The 14,771-nt window shown below is 60.3% G+C and carries 15 protein-coding genes; 9 read left to right on the forward strand and 6 right to left on the reverse strand.

Features of this window, described 5'->3' with window-relative positions; genetic code table 11:
- The first annotated feature begins 60 nt into the window (after positions 1-60).
- The 6 genes from HY36_RS07600 to HY36_RS07625 all read left to right on the forward strand — a co-directional run bounded on the left by HY36_RS07600 (position 61) and on the right by HY36_RS07625 (position 5,234).
- Positions 61-1,668 (forward strand): carboxyl transferase domain-containing protein, encoded by a 1,608-nt coding sequence (locus HY36_RS07600; RefSeq protein ID WP_035550740.1) that lies wholly within the window; start codon positions 61-63, stop codon positions 1,666-1,668.
- A 2-nt stretch (positions 1,669-1,670) separates the two neighbouring features.
- Entirely contained in the window at positions 1,671-2,204 is a 534-nt protein-coding gene (locus HY36_RS07605) for a hypothetical protein (RefSeq protein ID WP_035550743.1), read from the forward strand.
- A gap of 81 nt (positions 2,205-2,285) precedes the next feature.
- Entirely contained in the window at positions 2,286-2,873 is a 588-nt protein-coding gene (locus HY36_RS07610) for an NAD(P)H-dependent oxidoreductase (protein ID WP_035550745.1), read from the forward strand.
- A 117-nt stretch (positions 2,874-2,990) separates the two neighbouring features.
- Positions 2,991-3,299 carry an EF-hand domain-containing protein gene (locus HY36_RS07615; protein WP_035550748.1) on the forward strand — a complete coding sequence of 103 codons (309 nt, stop codon included), beginning with the start codon at positions 2,991-2,993 and terminating at the stop codon, positions 3,297-3,299.
- A gap of 83 nt (positions 3,300-3,382) precedes the next feature.
- On the forward strand, positions 3,383-4,429 hold the full coding sequence (locus tag HY36_RS07620) for an acyltransferase family protein (protein ID WP_035550751.1): 1,047 nt from the start codon (positions 3,383-3,385) through the stop codon (positions 4,427-4,429).
- Between the two features lie 4 nt (positions 4,430-4,433).
- A complete protein-coding gene (locus HY36_RS07625; protein ID WP_035550754.1) occupies positions 4,434-5,234 on the forward strand; it encodes an enoyl-CoA hydratase-related protein in 801 nt (266 codons plus the stop codon).
- Positions 5,235-5,241: 7 nt separating this feature from the next.
- Here the strand turns inward: HY36_RS07625 and HY36_RS07630 are convergent, their stop codons facing one another.
- The gene (locus HY36_RS07630) at positions 5,242-5,562 is read right to left on the reverse strand and encodes a hypothetical protein (RefSeq protein WP_035550757.1); all 321 of its coding nucleotides are present in this window, start codon (positions 5,560-5,562) and stop codon (positions 5,242-5,244) included.
- 141 nt (positions 5,563-5,703) lie between these two features.
- Between HY36_RS07630 and HY36_RS07635 the strand changes: the two genes are divergently transcribed.
- The gene (locus tag HY36_RS07635; protein ID WP_081806112.1) at positions 5,704-6,597 is read left to right on the forward strand and encodes a DUF817 domain-containing protein; all 894 of its coding nucleotides are present in this window, start codon (positions 5,704-5,706) and stop codon (positions 6,595-6,597) included.
- Here the strand turns inward: HY36_RS07635 and HY36_RS07640 are convergent.
- Positions 6,557-6,940, reverse strand: coding sequence for a hypothetical protein (locus HY36_RS07640; protein ID WP_035550760.1), 384 nt, complete (start codon positions 6,938-6,940; stop codon positions 6,557-6,559). The two genes, HY36_RS07635 and HY36_RS07640, sit on opposite strands and share 41 nt — an antisense overlap.
- A 69-nt stretch (positions 6,941-7,009) precedes the next feature.
- Between HY36_RS07640 and HY36_RS07645 the strand changes: the two genes are divergently transcribed.
- Positions 7,010-8,911 (forward strand): acetyl/propionyl/methylcrotonyl-CoA carboxylase subunit alpha, encoded by a 1,902-nt coding sequence (locus HY36_RS07645; protein WP_035550762.1) that lies wholly within the window; start codon positions 7,010-7,012, stop codon positions 8,909-8,911.
- Positions 8,912-9,042: 131 nt separating this feature from the next.
- Here HY36_RS07645 and HY36_RS07650 read toward each other — a convergent pair whose 3' ends face one another.
- Positions 9,043-9,372, reverse strand: a complete 330-nt coding sequence (locus tag HY36_RS07650) for a hypothetical protein (protein ID WP_035550765.1) — start codon at positions 9,370-9,372, stop codon at positions 9,043-9,045.
- Positions 9,373-9,576: 204 nt separating this feature from the next.
- Positions 9,577-10,917 (reverse strand): glutamate--tRNA ligase, encoded by a 1,341-nt coding sequence (gene gltX / locus HY36_RS07655; protein WP_035550769.1) that lies wholly within the window; start codon positions 10,915-10,917, stop codon positions 9,577-9,579.
- Between the two features lie 130 nt (positions 10,918-11,047).
- On the opposite strand from gltX, the gene HY36_RS07660 reads away from it, so the two are divergent.
- Positions 11,048-11,875 (forward strand): hypothetical protein, encoded by an 828-nt coding sequence (locus HY36_RS07660; RefSeq protein WP_051602615.1) that lies wholly within the window; start codon positions 11,048-11,050, stop codon positions 11,873-11,875.
- Here HY36_RS07660 and HY36_RS07665 read toward each other — a convergent pair.
- The gene (locus tag HY36_RS07665; RefSeq protein WP_035550771.1) at positions 11,842-13,104 is read right to left on the reverse strand and encodes an MFS transporter; all 1,263 of its coding nucleotides are present in this window, start codon (positions 13,102-13,104) and stop codon (positions 11,842-11,844) included. The genes HY36_RS07660 and HY36_RS07665 overlap by 34 nt on opposite strands.
- Positions 13,097-14,746 (reverse strand): NAD+ synthase, encoded by a 1,650-nt coding sequence (locus tag HY36_RS07670; protein WP_051602616.1) that lies wholly within the window; start codon positions 14,744-14,746, stop codon positions 13,097-13,099. The genes HY36_RS07665 and HY36_RS07670 overlap by 8 nt, the downstream gene beginning before the upstream one ends.
- Between the last annotated feature and the right edge of the window lie 25 nt (positions 14,747-14,771).

Genomic DNA, 14,771 nt, shown 5'->3' on the forward strand with positions numbered 1-14,771 from the left:
CCGCGTGACACGCGCGCCGCACGCCGCTAAGCAGGCACAAAAATTCCAGTGGGAGGCTTTATGCCGGTTCTGAAATCCAGCCTAGATGTTTCGGGAAGCAAATTTGCCGCCAACAAGGCCGCGATGGAGACGCTTCTTGCCGAACTGCGTGAGAAGACGTTCGAAGCATCCCTCGGGGGACCTGAAGCATCCCGCCAGCGCCATGTAGACCGGGGCAAATTGTTGCCGCGCGAACGTGTCGAACGGTTGCTGGATCCGGGCTCTGCATTCCTGGAGATTGGCGCGCTGGCCGCGAATGGGATGTATGACAATGAAGCCCCCGGCGCGGGCCTGATCACGGGTGTTGGCCGGGTCGAGGGGCGCGAGTGTCTGATCGTTTGCAATGATGCGACGGTCAAGGGCGGCGCGTATTTTCCGATGACGGTAAAGAAACACCTCCGCGCGCAGGAAGTCGCACTGGAGAACCATTTGCCGTGCATCTATCTGGTCGATTCTGGTGGCGCGAACCTGCCGCACCAGTCGGAAGTTTTCCCGGATCGAGAGCATTTCGGGCGCATCTTCTACAATCAGGCCCAGATGAGTGCGAAGGGCATCCCCCAGATCGCCTCTGTGATGGGAAGCTGTACGGCGGGTGGCGCGTATGTACCGGCTATGTCGGATGAAACAATCATCGTGCGCAAGCAGGGCACGATCTTCCTTGGCGGCCCGCCGCTGGTGAAGGCTGCGACGGGGGAGGTAATCTCCGCCGAAGACCTTGGCGGCGCGGATGTGCATACGCGCCAGTCCGGCGTGGCAGACCATTATGCAGCTCATGACTCCCATGCGCTTGCTATTGTCCGGTCCATTGTCCGCACACTGGCAAAGCCGAAACCGCAGCCCTTTGATCTTACCGATCCGGCAGAGCCTCTTTATGACCCCGCGGAGTTGCATGGGCTGGTACCACAGGATGTGCGGGAGCCTTACGATGCCCGTGAAGTGATCGCTCGTCTTGTCGATGGCTCCGAATTCCACGAGTTCAAGAAACTTTATGGCGAGACGCTGGTCTGCGGCTTTGCGCGGCTTTATGGCATGCCGGTGGCAATTCTGGCCAATAACGGCATCCTGTTCTCGGAAAGCGCGCAAAAGGCCGCGCACTTCATCGAACTGGCGGACCAGCGTCGCATTCCGCTGGTCTTCCTGCAGAACATTACCGGCTTCATGGTTGGCTCGAAATACGAGGCAGGCGGCATTGCCAAGGATGGTGCCAAGATGGTCACCGCTGTGGCGACAGCAAGCGTGCCGAAATTTACCGTGGTGACCGGCGGCAGTTTTGGAGCCGGCAATTACGGTATGTGCGGTCGGGCCTACAGCCCACGCTTCCTGTTCATGTGGCCGAACTCGCGCATCTCCGTCATGGGCGGCGAACAGGCGGCCAGCGTTCTGGCCACGGTCAAGCGCGACGGCATCGAGCGCAAGGGTGGTGAATGGTCCGCCGAGGAAGAGGACAATTTCAAACAGCCGATCCGCGACCTCTACGAGGCCGAAGGCTCTCCCTACTTCTCCACGGCGCGCCTCTGGGATGATGGCATCATCGACCCGGCTGATACCCGCCGTGTCCTTGGCCTCGCCCTGTCAGCCAGCCTCAATGCTCCGTTCCCGGACAGGGGGTTCGGCGTGTTCCGGATGTAGACATGAGCAAGTATAGCGAGCTAGTCACTTCGATAGGTCCCTATGCTTGGGAACTCACGCTTGCAATACTCTTTACTCTGATAGGCGCCGTCTTCTCTCGACACGAGATCGGAAAACGCGAGCGTCGCGCTGTTGTGAAAGAGATCATCACGATTCAACGGCGGCTTTTCAATTTTGCTACACGAAATTGGACCCAAGAAGGCGGCAACCGCGAGGTGTGGATGATCGAGCTACTTGTAGAACGAGTCGGCACGTTGCGCACGATGGTAACTTCTAAAGACAAACTGCCAGAGAAGCTCGATCAGTATTTCACATCATATGAAGTCGCATTGCAGGAGTTCGGAGCCATCTTCACCTCTGCTGTGCGAAGAGGTGAACGCTTTTGGAAAGCGTATGAGCGTACCACATTTACGGCGCGCCAATTGAGCCGTACTCTTTCAAAGCACTACACAGCTGAGCAGTTGGAAGTGTTTGATCAGTTCGATGGGGCAAGAGACTCCCTTCGCCAATCGAGCGACACAAGTTTTCTGACGTGAAATTGTCAGTAGTAATCCTACGTATAAGGCCGCATCGCCACGCGTGGTAAACAGTTCTTGTTACCGACAGGAGGCTGACCCGTGTCCAAGAAAATCTGCATCATTGACGGCCATCCGGATGCAAATCCGGACCATCTTATCCATGCGCTTTGCAATGCATACGAAGCCGGTGCGGTGGAGGAGGGGCATCAAGTGTCGCGCATCAACGTCGGCGGCATGGACGTGCCCTTCCTGAACTCTCAGGACGAGTTCGATACACCTCCGCCTGAGCCCATTCTGAGTTTGCGGGAGCAGATCGGCGTTGCGGACCATCTCGTCATCGCCTTTCCGCTCTGGATGGGCGGCATGCCGGCCCGGCTGAAGGCGTTTCTGGAACAGGCAGCGCGTGCGGGTTTCTTTCTGAAGCCAGGCCAGTCTGACCATGAGTGGCCCGAGCGCATGATGAAGGGCAAGTCTGCGAGGATCATCATCACAATGGGCATGCCGGATTTGATGTACCGTTTCGGAATGGATGCGGGTGCCTTGAAAGCTCTGGAGCGCGGTGTGCTTGGCCTGTCCGGCTTCAAGCCGATGCATCACACCATCATTGGCAGTGTGGGCGCGCTGACAGAGTCGAAGATCGAATCGTGGATGACTTTCATGAAGGAGATCGGTGGCGAAGCCGTTTGATCGCTTTCATTACATCTTCGTCGTGAACGTCTTTTCACGCATCATTACCAGCCATTTCGCGTACCTTCGTCTCTGTCGCGGTCCCCTGCGACACCTGAAGTGAGAAGGAGTTCGAATATGATCAGACGCAGCAGCTTTCTCGTGACAGCCGCCATGATGACGGCCCTGATGGGCCATGCGGGCGAAATGCCCGACTTCTCGCAGTTGGATCTGGATGATGATGGCCTGATCAGTGAGGACGAGTTTGTGAGCCATCATGCCAACGCAGGCGCGGCCAGCGAGGCAGAGGCGAAGGCCCGGTTCACCAAGCTTGACCTGAACTCGAATGGTACCGTGTCCGAAGAAGAACTGGCAGACGCTCTTGCTGCCTGGCGGGGACGGTCCGAAGACAGCGCTGTCATGACGGCGTCCCAACCGGCTCGGTAGGGAAGCCATCAGGCAGGTGCTGAAGGGGTCCGCCGGTCCTGCGGACCCCTTTTCATTTGAGGCCGATACGGTAAACACGCGCGATGTCTGAAGCGCACTCGTCCACGGCGAACAGGTTTGATCTCATCCGTCTGGCGCTCGCCTCGACGGTATTTGTCTACCACGCCATCGTTTTGTCATCGCTCGCGCCAATGAGTGGGTTGGAGGCAGGATGGGGCCAGCTCGCAGAAATCGCCATTCAAGGCTTCTTCATCGTGTCCGGCGCTTTGGTGGCGGGATCTCTGGTGCGATCCCAAGGTCTTGCGGACTATGCGGGAAAGCGGGTGCGAAGGCTGTATCCGGCCTATCTGGTCGTTGTCTTGATCCCAGCAATCATCTGTTTGCTGATGGGCGGAGACGTTCGAGGCGTCGGCGAGTACATCGCGGCCAATCTGGTTTTCCTGAATTTCCTGTCGCCTGACTTGCCGGGCGTGTTTGAAGGCAACCGCTTCACGGAAGCGAACGGCGCACTTTGGACGCTGAAGATCGAGGTGATGTTTTATATCTGCCTTCCGGTCATTGGTTGGCTGCTCAGATTGTTCGGACGGGCAAAATGGCTGTTTCTGATCGGAATTTATGCGGCGGGAGAGGCGTGGCGCCAGCTTGTGCCGGTCATGCTGGATCATCCCGATGCGCCCATGCTTGCGCGTCAGTTGCCAGGCCAGATGGCCTTCTTTGCCAGTGGTATTGCGCTTTGGCAGATGTGGGGTACCGCAAAGGCGAAGCCACTTTGGTTCGGCGTGCTGGGATTCCTCGTAACCGCTCTTTCATTCGCGCATCCCTGGTTGGAGCCGCTGCGCGCGGCGGGGCTGACGGGCTTGATAGCTTGCATCGCTTTCCTGCCGGGCCCGGCCTTGTATGCGGCCCGTTTTGGCGACATCAGCTATGGCGTCTACATCACGCATTTTCCCATACTACAGGCTTTGGTGGCGCTCGGTGTGTTCGCCTCGTTGGGATATGCGGCCGGATTCATGCTCTCCGCCGCGCTGGTGATCGCCGCCAGCTATGCGCTGTGGCATCTTGTCGAACGGCGCGCCTTGCGCCCGTCCAGCCACTACCGCAAGGTGGCAGAATACACTGAACAGGAATGATCCCATGCGCGATTCCGAATACGATCTCATCACGCTTGAAGCGACGCAGGAGGGCCTCGCCGTCGTTACACTGAACCGCCCGGATGTGCACAACGCATTCAACGCGGAGCTGATTGCGGAGCTGACAGATGCCTTTCATACGATTGCAGACCAGCGAACGATCCGGATGATGATCCTGCGCGGGGCGGGAAAGAGCTTTTCCGCTGGCGCAGACCTGAACTGGATGAAGCTGGCGGCAATGCACACGCGCGACGATAACGAACGCGATGCCATGAATTTGGCCGAAATGCTGCGGGCGCTTTACGAGATGCCGCAGATGACATTGGCGTTGGTCCAGGGGGCCGCGATGGGCGGCGGCGCGGGCCTTGTGGCGGCGTGTGACGTGGCTGTCGCCATGAAGGGTACGAAGTTCCGGTTTTCAGAAGTGCGTCTCGGCCTGACCCCTGCCACGATCAGTCCCTACGTCATTGAAGCGATTGGTCCACGCTGGGCGAAAGCACTATTCACCACGGCGGAAACGTTCGATGCCGACTATGCCGAGCGGCTCGGGCTCGTGCAGTATGTCGTCGAAACCGAAGCAGACATGACGGCGATGGAGGAGCACCTCGCAGATCTGGTCTTTGCCGCTGCGCCGGGCGCTGTTGCAGACAGCAAGGCGCTGGTGCGGGACGTGTCGGGTGTGTTCATCGACAAGGACCTCAGCCACGATACGTCAAAGCGGATCGCGGCCCGCCGTGCTTCAGAAGAGGGCAAGGAAGGTATCGCCGCCTTCCTGGACAAGCGTCCGCCTAGCTGGGGGAAGTAGGCTCTCCTCAGACGGGGAGGCCCCAGTCTCTCAACACGTGAATCGTTGCGTCGACCGGGTTGATCCCGGTCATTGCCTCAATCTGATTCTGGAAGACGTAGGCCACAATTCCGAACAGGATGATATAGATCACGAACTGCATCAGGGATTTCAGGATGAAGGCGCCTGCGCTGCCGGCGACAAAGCCAATGGCACCAAGGATCAGTGAGCCTGCCACGGGGCTGAGATTGCTGACATCTGCGGCCTGAGTGAAGCCGATGTAACCGCCGACACCTGCGCCGATTATGCCCGCAACACTGCTGATCCTGATCCCTGAAGCATAGGCCATAAGATACTCCCGTGGTTTACCTGCGTTAACCCTTACGATAGCTCGCCGGGCTGTCAAAGGCGGAATTTGGACGGGCAATCGCCCCCTCGTGGCCGGGCTTGCACCTCGTTTGCGCCGTGTTTGGACCGGATAGACATGTGGATGACCATGCCGCCCCCCAATTCGACTCGTTTGCAAATTCGTCTTCATGATGCGCGGGCGGCGCTGCATGCGCGATATGTGCGCGGGCCCGTGTCGCAGGCTGTGTTCGAATTCGTCGCCTTTGGCATCAAGCAGGGGTGGGCCTGCCTGTTTGGCGGTCTCATGCTTGGCCTGCTCCTGGCCACCTTTCTTTGGTATCCTGAAACGGCGATGCTCAGTCGGTATGATTTCCTTGTTCTAGGGGCGATCGTGATCCAGGTCGGCATGCTTTGGACTGGGCTGGAGACCTGGGAGGAGGCCAAGGTCATCCTCGTCTTCCACATCGTCGGAACGGTGATGGAATTGTTCAAGACGGCGCATGGCAGCTGGATCTATCCTGAAGACAGCTTGCTGCGCATCGCGGGCGTGCCGCTTTTCACGGGTTTCATGTATGCAGCAGTCGGCTCATATCTCGCGCGAGTCTGGCGACTGTTCGAGTTCAGGTTCGACCGATTCCCGCCACTCTGGATTCAGGCTGCCCTTGCCACAGCCATCTATGTGAACTTTTTCGCGCATCACTGGCTGCCGGATATCCGGATCGGACTGTTTGCGGCCACGGCGATAGTTTACGGCCCTTGCGTGGTCTGGTTTCGCGCCGATGACGCGCACAGGCCGATGCCGCTCGTAATCGGCTTCATATTGGTGGCATTGTTCATCTGGTTTGCGGAGAATATTGGCACATTCACCCGCGCCTGGGCGTATCCGGGCCAGACTGAAGGCTGGCATCCGGTTTCCCTATCCAAGCTCGGCGCATGGTATTTGCTGATGATCATCAGTTTTGTTCTGGTGGCGTGCGTCCATCGCAGCGGGCAGGCTAGTCAGCGCTCGCTGTCATCTGGGACGCGCAGGCCATGAAAAGATCGTCGACCACGTCAAAATACTTGATCTCCGCCGCGCTCAAGGCCTCTCGGCTAACTCCGGCGACTGAGGCGCGCTCATAGATCTGGTCGTCTGGCACGTTTCCTCGCAAGGCGTCGCTCATCAGCATCCAAAGACGAACCTGCTGGTCGCCAGCATCCGTGCGGCTCACCCAGTTTCTGACATTTGCTGTGATACAGCCGCAGGCAGGCTCCATTCCCGGAAGCGCCTCATCGCATTGTTGGGCGAACGCATTCATCACCGGGTCGACATCCAGAAATTCTGCGTTTGCGGGCAGTATCACCAGCAGTGCTGACAGCATAAGGGCCGGGTATTTCATACAGTTTGACCTTCCATAGCAGAGCCCTGATGCTTGTCTTTGTCGACAAAATCGGGTCTTGCTTCTCCCATGTTGAAAAAGCTCCTGATTGCCAATCGCGGCGAAATCGCCTGTCGCATCATGGCCACTTGCCGGGACCTCGGCATACAAACCGTGGCCGTTTATTCCGACGCCGATGCCCGCGCAAAACATGTTCGCGAATCGGACGAGTCTGTTCATATCGGACCTGCTCCGGCCACAGAAAGCTACCTGAATGGGGAGGCTATCCTTGCCGCAGCCAAGGCCACAGGCGCGGATGCGATTCATCCCGGCTATGGTTTCCTGTCCGAGAATGCTGATTTTGCGGAAGCGGTGGAGAACGCAGGCCTGACCTGGGTCGGGCCGTCGGCCAAGGCGATCCGGTCCATGGGACCAAAGGATGAGGCAAAGCGAATTGCCGAGGAAGCAGGTGTTCCCGTGCTGCCCGGGTATCGCGGGGAAGGGCAGGATCTGGAAACGCTCGCCAATGCCGCCAAGGAGATCGGATTTCCATTGCTGATCAAGGCTGTAGCAGGTGGCGGCGGTCGCGGTATCCGCCTTGTCAGCGAGCCGGGCCAATTGAAAGCCGAACTGGAAAGCGCGGTGCGCGAGGCCGAAAGCGCCTTTGGCGATGGCCGGGTGATGCTGGAGAAACTGGTCCAGCAGCCGCGCCACATCGAGGTACAGGTGTTTGGCGATGCGCAGGGCACTGTCGTCCACCTCTATGAGCGCGATTGCTCGCTTCAGCGCCGCCGCCAGAAAGTTATTGAAGAAGCGCCCGCACCCGGCATGCCGGAAGACGTACGTGCGGCGATGACGGATGCAGCGGTCAAGCTGGCCAAGGCGGTCGGCTATCAGGGAGCCGGTACGGTGGAGTTCATTGTGGACGGATCGAAACCGCTGGCGGTAGATACGTTCTGGTTCCTGGAAATGAACACCCGTCTTCAGGTCGAGCATCCGGTCACGGAATGCATTACGGGCCAAGATCTCGTCGAATGGCAGTTGCGTGTCGCGTCCGGTCAGCCGCTTCCTCTGGCACAGGATCAGATCCCTCTGATTGGCCACGCCATTGAGGCAAGAGTCTGCGCGGAAGACCCGGCTGACGGATTCCGTCCGGGTGCGGGCCTGATACTGGAATTCGGCTTGCTACAGCCTATAGATGGTGAAACCATCCGCTGGGATGCCGGGTTTGAGACCGGTGACCGTGTGCCGTCGAACTATGACTCCATGATCGCCAAGCTGATCGTGTCGGGTGGAGACCGTGATGAGGCGGTAGACCTGTTGGTGGAGACGCTGGCCCATACACAATTGTCCGGCGTACCGGCAAATACCGGCTTCCTACGCCGCTGCGCTCAGTCTGATGCGTTCCGGGACGGTACACATCACGTGAACTGGATTGCCGAGCAGGGGGACGCTCTGACTCATTCGCCATCGGAACATCAGCACGCCTCAGTGCTGGCGGTCAGTGATATTCGGCTTGATGATGCTGGCGCAGGTATGCCCTGGGATATTCGCGACGGCTTTCGGTCAAATGCAGCGCCTGTCCGCAAGGCGGCTGTGGCCGTGGGCGCGGATGCGGACTGGTTCGATCCGGCAGACCATGATGTGGCGGCTGAAACACCGCTGCCTTTCGTGACAGATCTGTCGCCGCGCCGGTATGCTGTGACGACGGGTGGCGATACGGTGCTGGTTGAGGTGCCGGATTATGATGCAGACGTCGAGGCGGTGCTTGGCGGAGATTCCGTCAGCGCGCCCATGCCCGGAAAGCTCTTGTCTATTCAGGTAAAGGCGGGCGACACGGTGGCCAAGGGTGACCCTGTGGCCGTAATGGAAGCCATGAAAATGGAGCACACACTGTCCGCACCGCGCGACGGGGTGGTCGCTTCAGTTGAGGCCGCTGCCGGAGACCAGGTCGCGGAAGGTGACGTACTGGTTCATCTGGAGGCGGAGTAACCCCCACCCTTCACATGCTGATGTGCTGCCCCCTGTCCGATGGGTGAAATCGGACCAGACCCGCGCGCCCGGAGAGTGGTGTGGAGGCGCGACAGGCAGGGAACATGTAAAGGGTAGGGGCCGCTGCGTGACTAGGCCGCGACAGCGTAACCGGAATGAATGCGGACCGGGGCTTGCGCTTCTGCGCGATAGCGGCGGTGGACGATGGGTGGCGCGCTGATCTCGCCGAGCGGGTTGGCCGCATAGGCGGTCGGCTCGGTCTTCAGGATCAGTTCGTCATACTCATTACGGGCGATAGACACCGGGACAGCCGAACCGTCGCGGTCTGCGGCGCGGAATTCGACGCCAGTCGATACCAGGGCAATCGCCTGTTCCAGATCCATCCGGAACCCGTCGCCATAAACGACATCGCGCGACTCGATTGGATCGTACTCACATCCCTTGATCACCAAACCCGACATGCCGAAACCCCTTATCAAACTGTGTGCTGAACCTGTTCTCCGCCTGACCGGCGATGTGAGAACATAAGCAGAATATTCACTTTTTGGAAAGGAAAAAGTTCCGATTTTGTTCTAAAATTTCAAAATCAGAATGGAATCAGGACTCTCGTGTTGAAAGTCTCCCGCTATTCGCTTTGTTCACGATGAGTTCGCCATAGAAAACGACTAGCTCTGCAGCCGCGCCATTGCACGCTCCCGTCCGATTAACGGCAACAGCGCGCTCATGTCAGGGCCATGTTCCTGGCCGGTCAGCGCCTTGCGCAGCGGCATGAACAGGCCGCGACCCTTGCGGCCGGTTTCGGCTTTTACGGCGTTGGCCCACGCGCTCCAGCTGTCGCCCGTCAATTCGCCTTCGGGCAACAGTTTCGCGGCGGTCGCAATGAAGTCCTTGTCTTCCGCATCGACCAGTGAGGTCACGTCGCCGAACACAGTCTCTACCCAGCCCGCCACTTCGGGCAGAAGAGAGCAATTCTCGCGCACCACGCTCCAGAAGGTCTCGTCCGCCGCGCGCGGGTCCACCGCGGCGAGGCGGTCTTTCACAGCCTCAAACGGCAGGCCATGCAGAATCGCCGCGTTCAGCGACAACAGCTCTGCTTCGTCGAAGCGGGCGGGTGCGCGGCCAATCTTGCCGAAATCGAATTCTGCGACCAGCTGGTCCAGGCTTTCGCGCGCTTCGACATTGTCGGACGTGCCGATCTTGGCCAGCAGAGAGCACACGGCCATCGGCTCATAGCCCTGCGCGCGCAGTTCCCCCATTGAGAGGGAGCCGAGTCGCTTCGACAGGCCCTGGCCATCCGCGCCAATGAGGAGGGGAGTGTGCGCCATGTCTGGCGCCGTGCCACCCAGCGCCTTGAAGATCTCGATCTGAGCGCCGGAATTCGTCACATGGTCTTCGCCGCGGACGACATGGGTAATCTTCGCCTCGATATCATCGACGACTGAGGGCAGCGTATAGAGATAAGAGCCATCTTCGCGGATCAGGATCGGGTCAGACAGGCTGGATGTGTCGATGCTTTGCGGGCCGCGCACCAGATCATTCCACTCGATCCGCTCGCCGGAGAGTTTGAAGCGCCAGTGCGGGCTGCGGCCCTCGGCTTCCAGCTTTGCCTTGTCATCATCGCTCAGAGCCAGAGCCGCGCGGTCATAGACGGGTGGGCGTCCACGCGACAGCGCGATCTTGCGCTTGCGGTCCAGTTCGTCTGCCGTCTCGTAGCAGGGATAGAGCAGGCCCATCTCGCGCAACTTGTCTGCGGCGGCGTCATATTCGGCGAACCGGTCAGACTGGCTGAAGCTGTCGTCCCAGGTCAGGCCCAGCCAGGCAAGGTCGGTGCGGATGCCGTCCTCATATTCCTGTGTCGAGCGTTCTGTATCGGTGTCATCAATGCGCAGAATGAACTTTCCCTGCTGCCCCTTGGCGAACAGCCAGTTGATCAGCGCCGTGCGCACATTGCCAACGTGCAAGCGGCCAGTGGGGGAGGGTGCAAAGCGAACAATCGGTGCAGTCATGGAAAAAACCTGTTTTGAAGCGTGCTTTCGACATCAAATTGCGCAAAAAGCCAAGGGAGGGATGCCACATTCTTGCTAATGTGCGTGCTATTGTGCGAGGGGCAACTGAGTCGCCGTCGAGGAGAGCTAGATGAGACTGGGCTGTATTCTTATCGCAGCGGGCCTGCTTGCGGCCTGCGGACAGGAGCGTGAGGCCGCGCCAGCAGAGGCGCCTGTCGCCGCACCTGCGCCGTCGGAATCATCAGAACTGAGCAGCGCGCTGGAAGAAGAGCCTGCGCCGCTGCCGGCCGATGATGTCGATTACCAGACGCTGTCAGGATACGATTCCACCTGGTATGTCAGTGCAGGCTGGCCGGGGGAGTATCCAGCCGGATTTGCCGTTCTGGATGCAGGTATCAGCGCGCCCGCCTGGACCGTACCGAATGGCGATCGCGAGGCTGATGCCAGCTGCACTCTGCCGCAATTCGCCAATTACCAGCTCTGGAACACTGAGCGCGTGGAGGGCGACGACCTTCGCTTCTTCGTCGCGACCAAGACATTCCCGGTAACGCTCAACCAGAATGCCAGTGTGGAATACATTTCCGATGGTGAAATTCGCAAGCTTGAACTGACTGCGGGCGACCAGCTGACTTTCCTGCGCTATCTGGGCGAGGGGTTCACCGTCTTGTCGTTTGAAGGCGTCGAGTACGGGATCAACGAGGCCGAGTTGCGCGATGTCAGCGATATCGGTTCAATGCCCACGGTCGAAGACCAGTGGGTGCGTGTCACCTGCGCAGATGGCAGCCAGCCCTGGCTGCTCTATGCGGCGATGATAGAGCTCGACGGGGTGGTGCCATCGCCCATGCTGGCCTACGGCGAGTCATGGGACATTGCGCCTGAAGACGTTGAGCAGGTTCGCGCCGAGGCCGAGGCCAACCGCCTTGCCTATGAGGGGCTGGAGCCCGGCGTTCTGGAGTAAACGTCCATCGCGATGGCATTCAACCGACCTCGCAGGGCCAGCAGGATGATGCTTGCGCTGACAGAGATCGCGGCCATGCCTGCCAGCTGGACTGGAAACGCGATGCCGGCGTCAATCAGGTATCCTGTTACCAAAGGGGAAAGCGCAGAGGCGAGCACGATGGCGGCGAAGGTCAGCGCGCGAACCTCTCCCAGATATCGAAGTCCGAACAATTCCGGCATCAGCGTGCCGGCAAGGGCGGAATCCGTTCCTGCGGTCAGCCCGATCAGCACCATTGCCACGGGAATCACCCACACAGCGTCCACCGGCCAGAGCAGCGCGAGGCCCGCGGCCATCGGCAGCTGATAGACGGCCATCATGGCGCGGGCGCTGAATCTGTCGATCAGTCCGCCTGCAAACAGGCTGGCAACGATCCGGGCCAGCGCAAAGGCGGTAAAGGTGGCAGCGAACAGGCCTGCGCTCCACCCCTTCACATCGGTCAGGTGCAGTTGATGGAAGAATAGCGCTGTCATCATGGCCGCCGGGTTCACCGCGCACAGGATCAACACCCAGAAAACCGGCGCGCGCAGGACCTCCCGTCGCCGCCAGCTTTGTTTGGCCGGGGCAGGGCGCGTACTTTCTGTCTCTGTCAGATCTGTTGCCTGGCCTTCCGGCATGCGGTCCTTCGCCAGCAGGCCCCACAGCACCGGGCCAAGGCCAAGCGCCAGCGCGGCGGCTGACAGGGTCCAGGCCAGCCGGTCGCCGGTCAGGGCAATCAGCGCCACCGCCGCCGCCGGAACGATGGCAATGCCCGCCGCATGGCCCAGAGACACAATGCTGACCGCCATGCCGCGCCGCGCTTCAAACCACCGCCCGGTCGCCGTCATCGCCACATGGCCCATCATGCCCTGGCCGAACAGGCGCAGCAGCAAATAGGCCGCAAACAGCATGACCGGGCCCTGCACCCCCGCCATGACGAGGCAGGCCAGCGACAGTCCGGCAACGGTAATCATCGCCGCCGTGCGCGCCCGCACGCGGTCCACGATCTTGCCGAATTCCAGCAGGATCAGCGCGCTGGACGTGGTGGCCAGCGCATAGACAAGGCCCAGTGAGCCGTGGCTGAAGCCGAACCGCTCGATCAGCGCAGAATTGGAGAGCGACACAAAATAGGTTTGCCCGAAGGCAGACCCCATCGTCATCAGGAACCCGGCCAGCAGCCAGCGGAAATTCCCGATGAGAAACCTAGTCATCCCGGAACCGGTTCGTGATCGGATAGCGCCGGTCGCGGCCGAAATTCTTGCCGCCGACCTTCACGCCGGGCGGGGCCTGACGGCGCTTGTACTCCGCGATGTAGAGCAGATGCTCGATCCGTTTCACCACGGCCCGGTCATGCCCGCGGGCGAGGATGGCCTCGATCGGCTCTTCCGCGTCCACCAGGCCGCGCAAAATGTCATCCAGCACGTCATAAGGGGGCAGGGAGTCATCATCGCGCTGGTCTTCGCGCAGTTCGGCGCTTGGTGGCTTGGTGATGATCCGCTCCGGGATCACTTCGCCGCCGGGGCCCAGCGCGCCGCGCGGCACCATCGTGTTGCGCCACTTGGCCAGCTCGAACACTTCGGTCTTGTAGAAATCCTTCAGCGCATTGTAGCCGCCGCACATGTCGCCATAGAGCGTGGCATAGCCCACCGCCATTTCAGACTTGTTGCCCGTGGTTACCACCATATGGCCGAACTTGTTCGACAGCGCCATCAGCGTCACCGCGCGCAGGCGGGACTGGATGTTCTCTTCCGTCGTGTCCGGCTGGGTGCCGGCAAACTGTTCGCCCAGCATCTCGTCCAGCGCGCCGACGCCGGGGGCAATATTGATGCTGTCATATGTCACGCCCAGCGCCTCTGCGCAGGCCTTGGCGTCTTCCAGACTGTCCGAGGACGTATATTTCGACGGCATCATCACACACCAGACCCGTTCCGGCCCCAGCGCGTCCACCGCAATCGCCGCCGTCAGGGCCGAGTCGATCCCGCCCGACATGCCCAGCACGACGCCGGGAAAGCGGTTCTTGTTGACATAATCGCCCAGCGCCATCACCGCCGCGCGGTATTCGGCATGCCAGCCCTCGGTCAGCTCCGCCTTCGCCTCGCTGGCGAAGCGGTGCGTGGCCGGATCATATTCCACCAGCGCCGTGCCGGTCACGAAATCGCCGAGCAATTGGTGCTCTGTCCCGTCATGGTCCACGGCGTAGGAGCTGCCGTCAAAGACCAGCTCGTCCTGCCCGCCCACCTGGTTGACGAACAGATAGGGCACGCCAGTCTTGCGCCAGGCCGAAAACGTCGTGTGCCGCTCCACCTGCACGGTCCGCCGCCAGGGCGAGCCATTCGGCACAATCAGCATCTCTGCCCCGGCATCATGCAACAGGCTGGGCACGCGCGGATACCAGATGTCCTCACAGATCGCGACGCCGATCTTCACGCCCTGAAACTCGAACACGGGCAGGTTTTCGTCGCCGGCATCGAAGATGCGCTTTTCGTCGAACACGCCATAATTGGGCAGTTCGCGCTTGTCATAGCGGCCCTTGATGGCCCCGCCAGACAGCCAGACGGCGGAATTGTAGCGCTTGCCATCTTCGGCCCAGGGCGACCCGATGATGATGTCCGGCGCGCCGTCTGTTTCAGCGGCCAGATCGCGCACCGCCTGCATGGAATCCTCCACCGCCGCGGGCTTCAGCACCAGATCCTCGGCCGGATAGCCCAGGATGAACAATTCCGACAGCACGACCAGATCGGCGCCCGCCGCTTTCCCCTCGGCCAGCGCGCCCCGTGCCAGCTCCAGATTGCCCCCAATATCCCCCACCACCGGGTTCAACTGCGCGACCAAGATTCTCAGCTTTTTGCTCATATGGAGCATTTAGAGGGCTGCGAAG

The organism is Hyphomonas atlantica corrig. (assembly GCF_000682715.1).
GTDB classification, from domain to species: Bacteria; Pseudomonadota; Alphaproteobacteria; order Caulobacterales; family Hyphomonadaceae; genus Hyphomonas; species Hyphomonas atlantica.

Bases quoted from the DNA above. Each gene is read 5' to 3' on its own strand.
- HY36_RS07600 (WP_035550740.1), top strand. From the start codon at position 61: ATGCCGGTTCTGAAATCCAGCCTAGATGTTTCGGGAAGCAAATTTGCC.
- HY36_RS07605 (WP_035550743.1), top strand. From the start codon at position 1,671: ATGAGCAAGTATAGCGAGCTAGTCACTTCGATAGGTCCCTATGCTTGG.
- HY36_RS07615 (WP_035550748.1), top strand. From the start codon at position 2,991: ATGATCAGACGCAGCAGCTTTCTCGTGACAGCCGCCATGATGACGGCC.
- HY36_RS07620 (WP_035550751.1), top strand. From the start codon at position 3,383: ATGTCTGAAGCGCACTCGTCCACGGCGAACAGGTTTGATCTCATCCGT.
- HY36_RS07625 (WP_035550754.1), top strand. From the start codon at position 4,434: ATGCGCGATTCCGAATACGATCTCATCACGCTTGAAGCGACGCAGGAG.
- HY36_RS07630 (WP_035550757.1), bottom strand. From the start codon at position 5,562: ATGGCCTATGCTTCAGGGATCAGGATCAGCAGTGTTGCGGGCATAATC.
- HY36_RS07635 (WP_081806112.1), top strand. From the start codon at position 5,704: ATGACCATGCCGCCCCCCAATTCGACTCGTTTGCAAATTCGTCTTCAT.
- HY36_RS07640 (WP_035550760.1), bottom strand. From the start codon at position 6,940: ATGAAATACCCGGCCCTTATGCTGTCAGCACTGCTGGTGATACTGCCC.
- HY36_RS07645 (WP_035550762.1), top strand. From the start codon at position 7,010: ATGTTGAAAAAGCTCCTGATTGCCAATCGCGGCGAAATCGCCTGTCGC.
- HY36_RS07650 (WP_035550765.1), bottom strand. From the start codon at position 9,372: ATGTCGGGTTTGGTGATCAAGGGATGTGAGTACGATCCAATCGAGTCG.
- gltX (WP_035550769.1), bottom strand. From the start codon at position 10,917: ATGACTGCACCGATTGTTCGCTTTGCACCCTCCCCCACTGGCCGCTTG.
- HY36_RS07660 (WP_051602615.1), top strand. From the start codon at position 11,048: ATGAGACTGGGCTGTATTCTTATCGCAGCGGGCCTGCTTGCGGCCTGC.
- HY36_RS07665 (WP_035550771.1), bottom strand. From the start codon at position 13,104: ATGACTAGGTTTCTCATCGGGAATTTCCGCTGGCTGCTGGCCGGGTTC.
- HY36_RS07670 (WP_051602616.1), bottom strand. From the start codon at position 14,746: ATGAGCAAAAAGCTGAGAATCTTGGTCGCGCAGTTGAACCCGGTGGTG.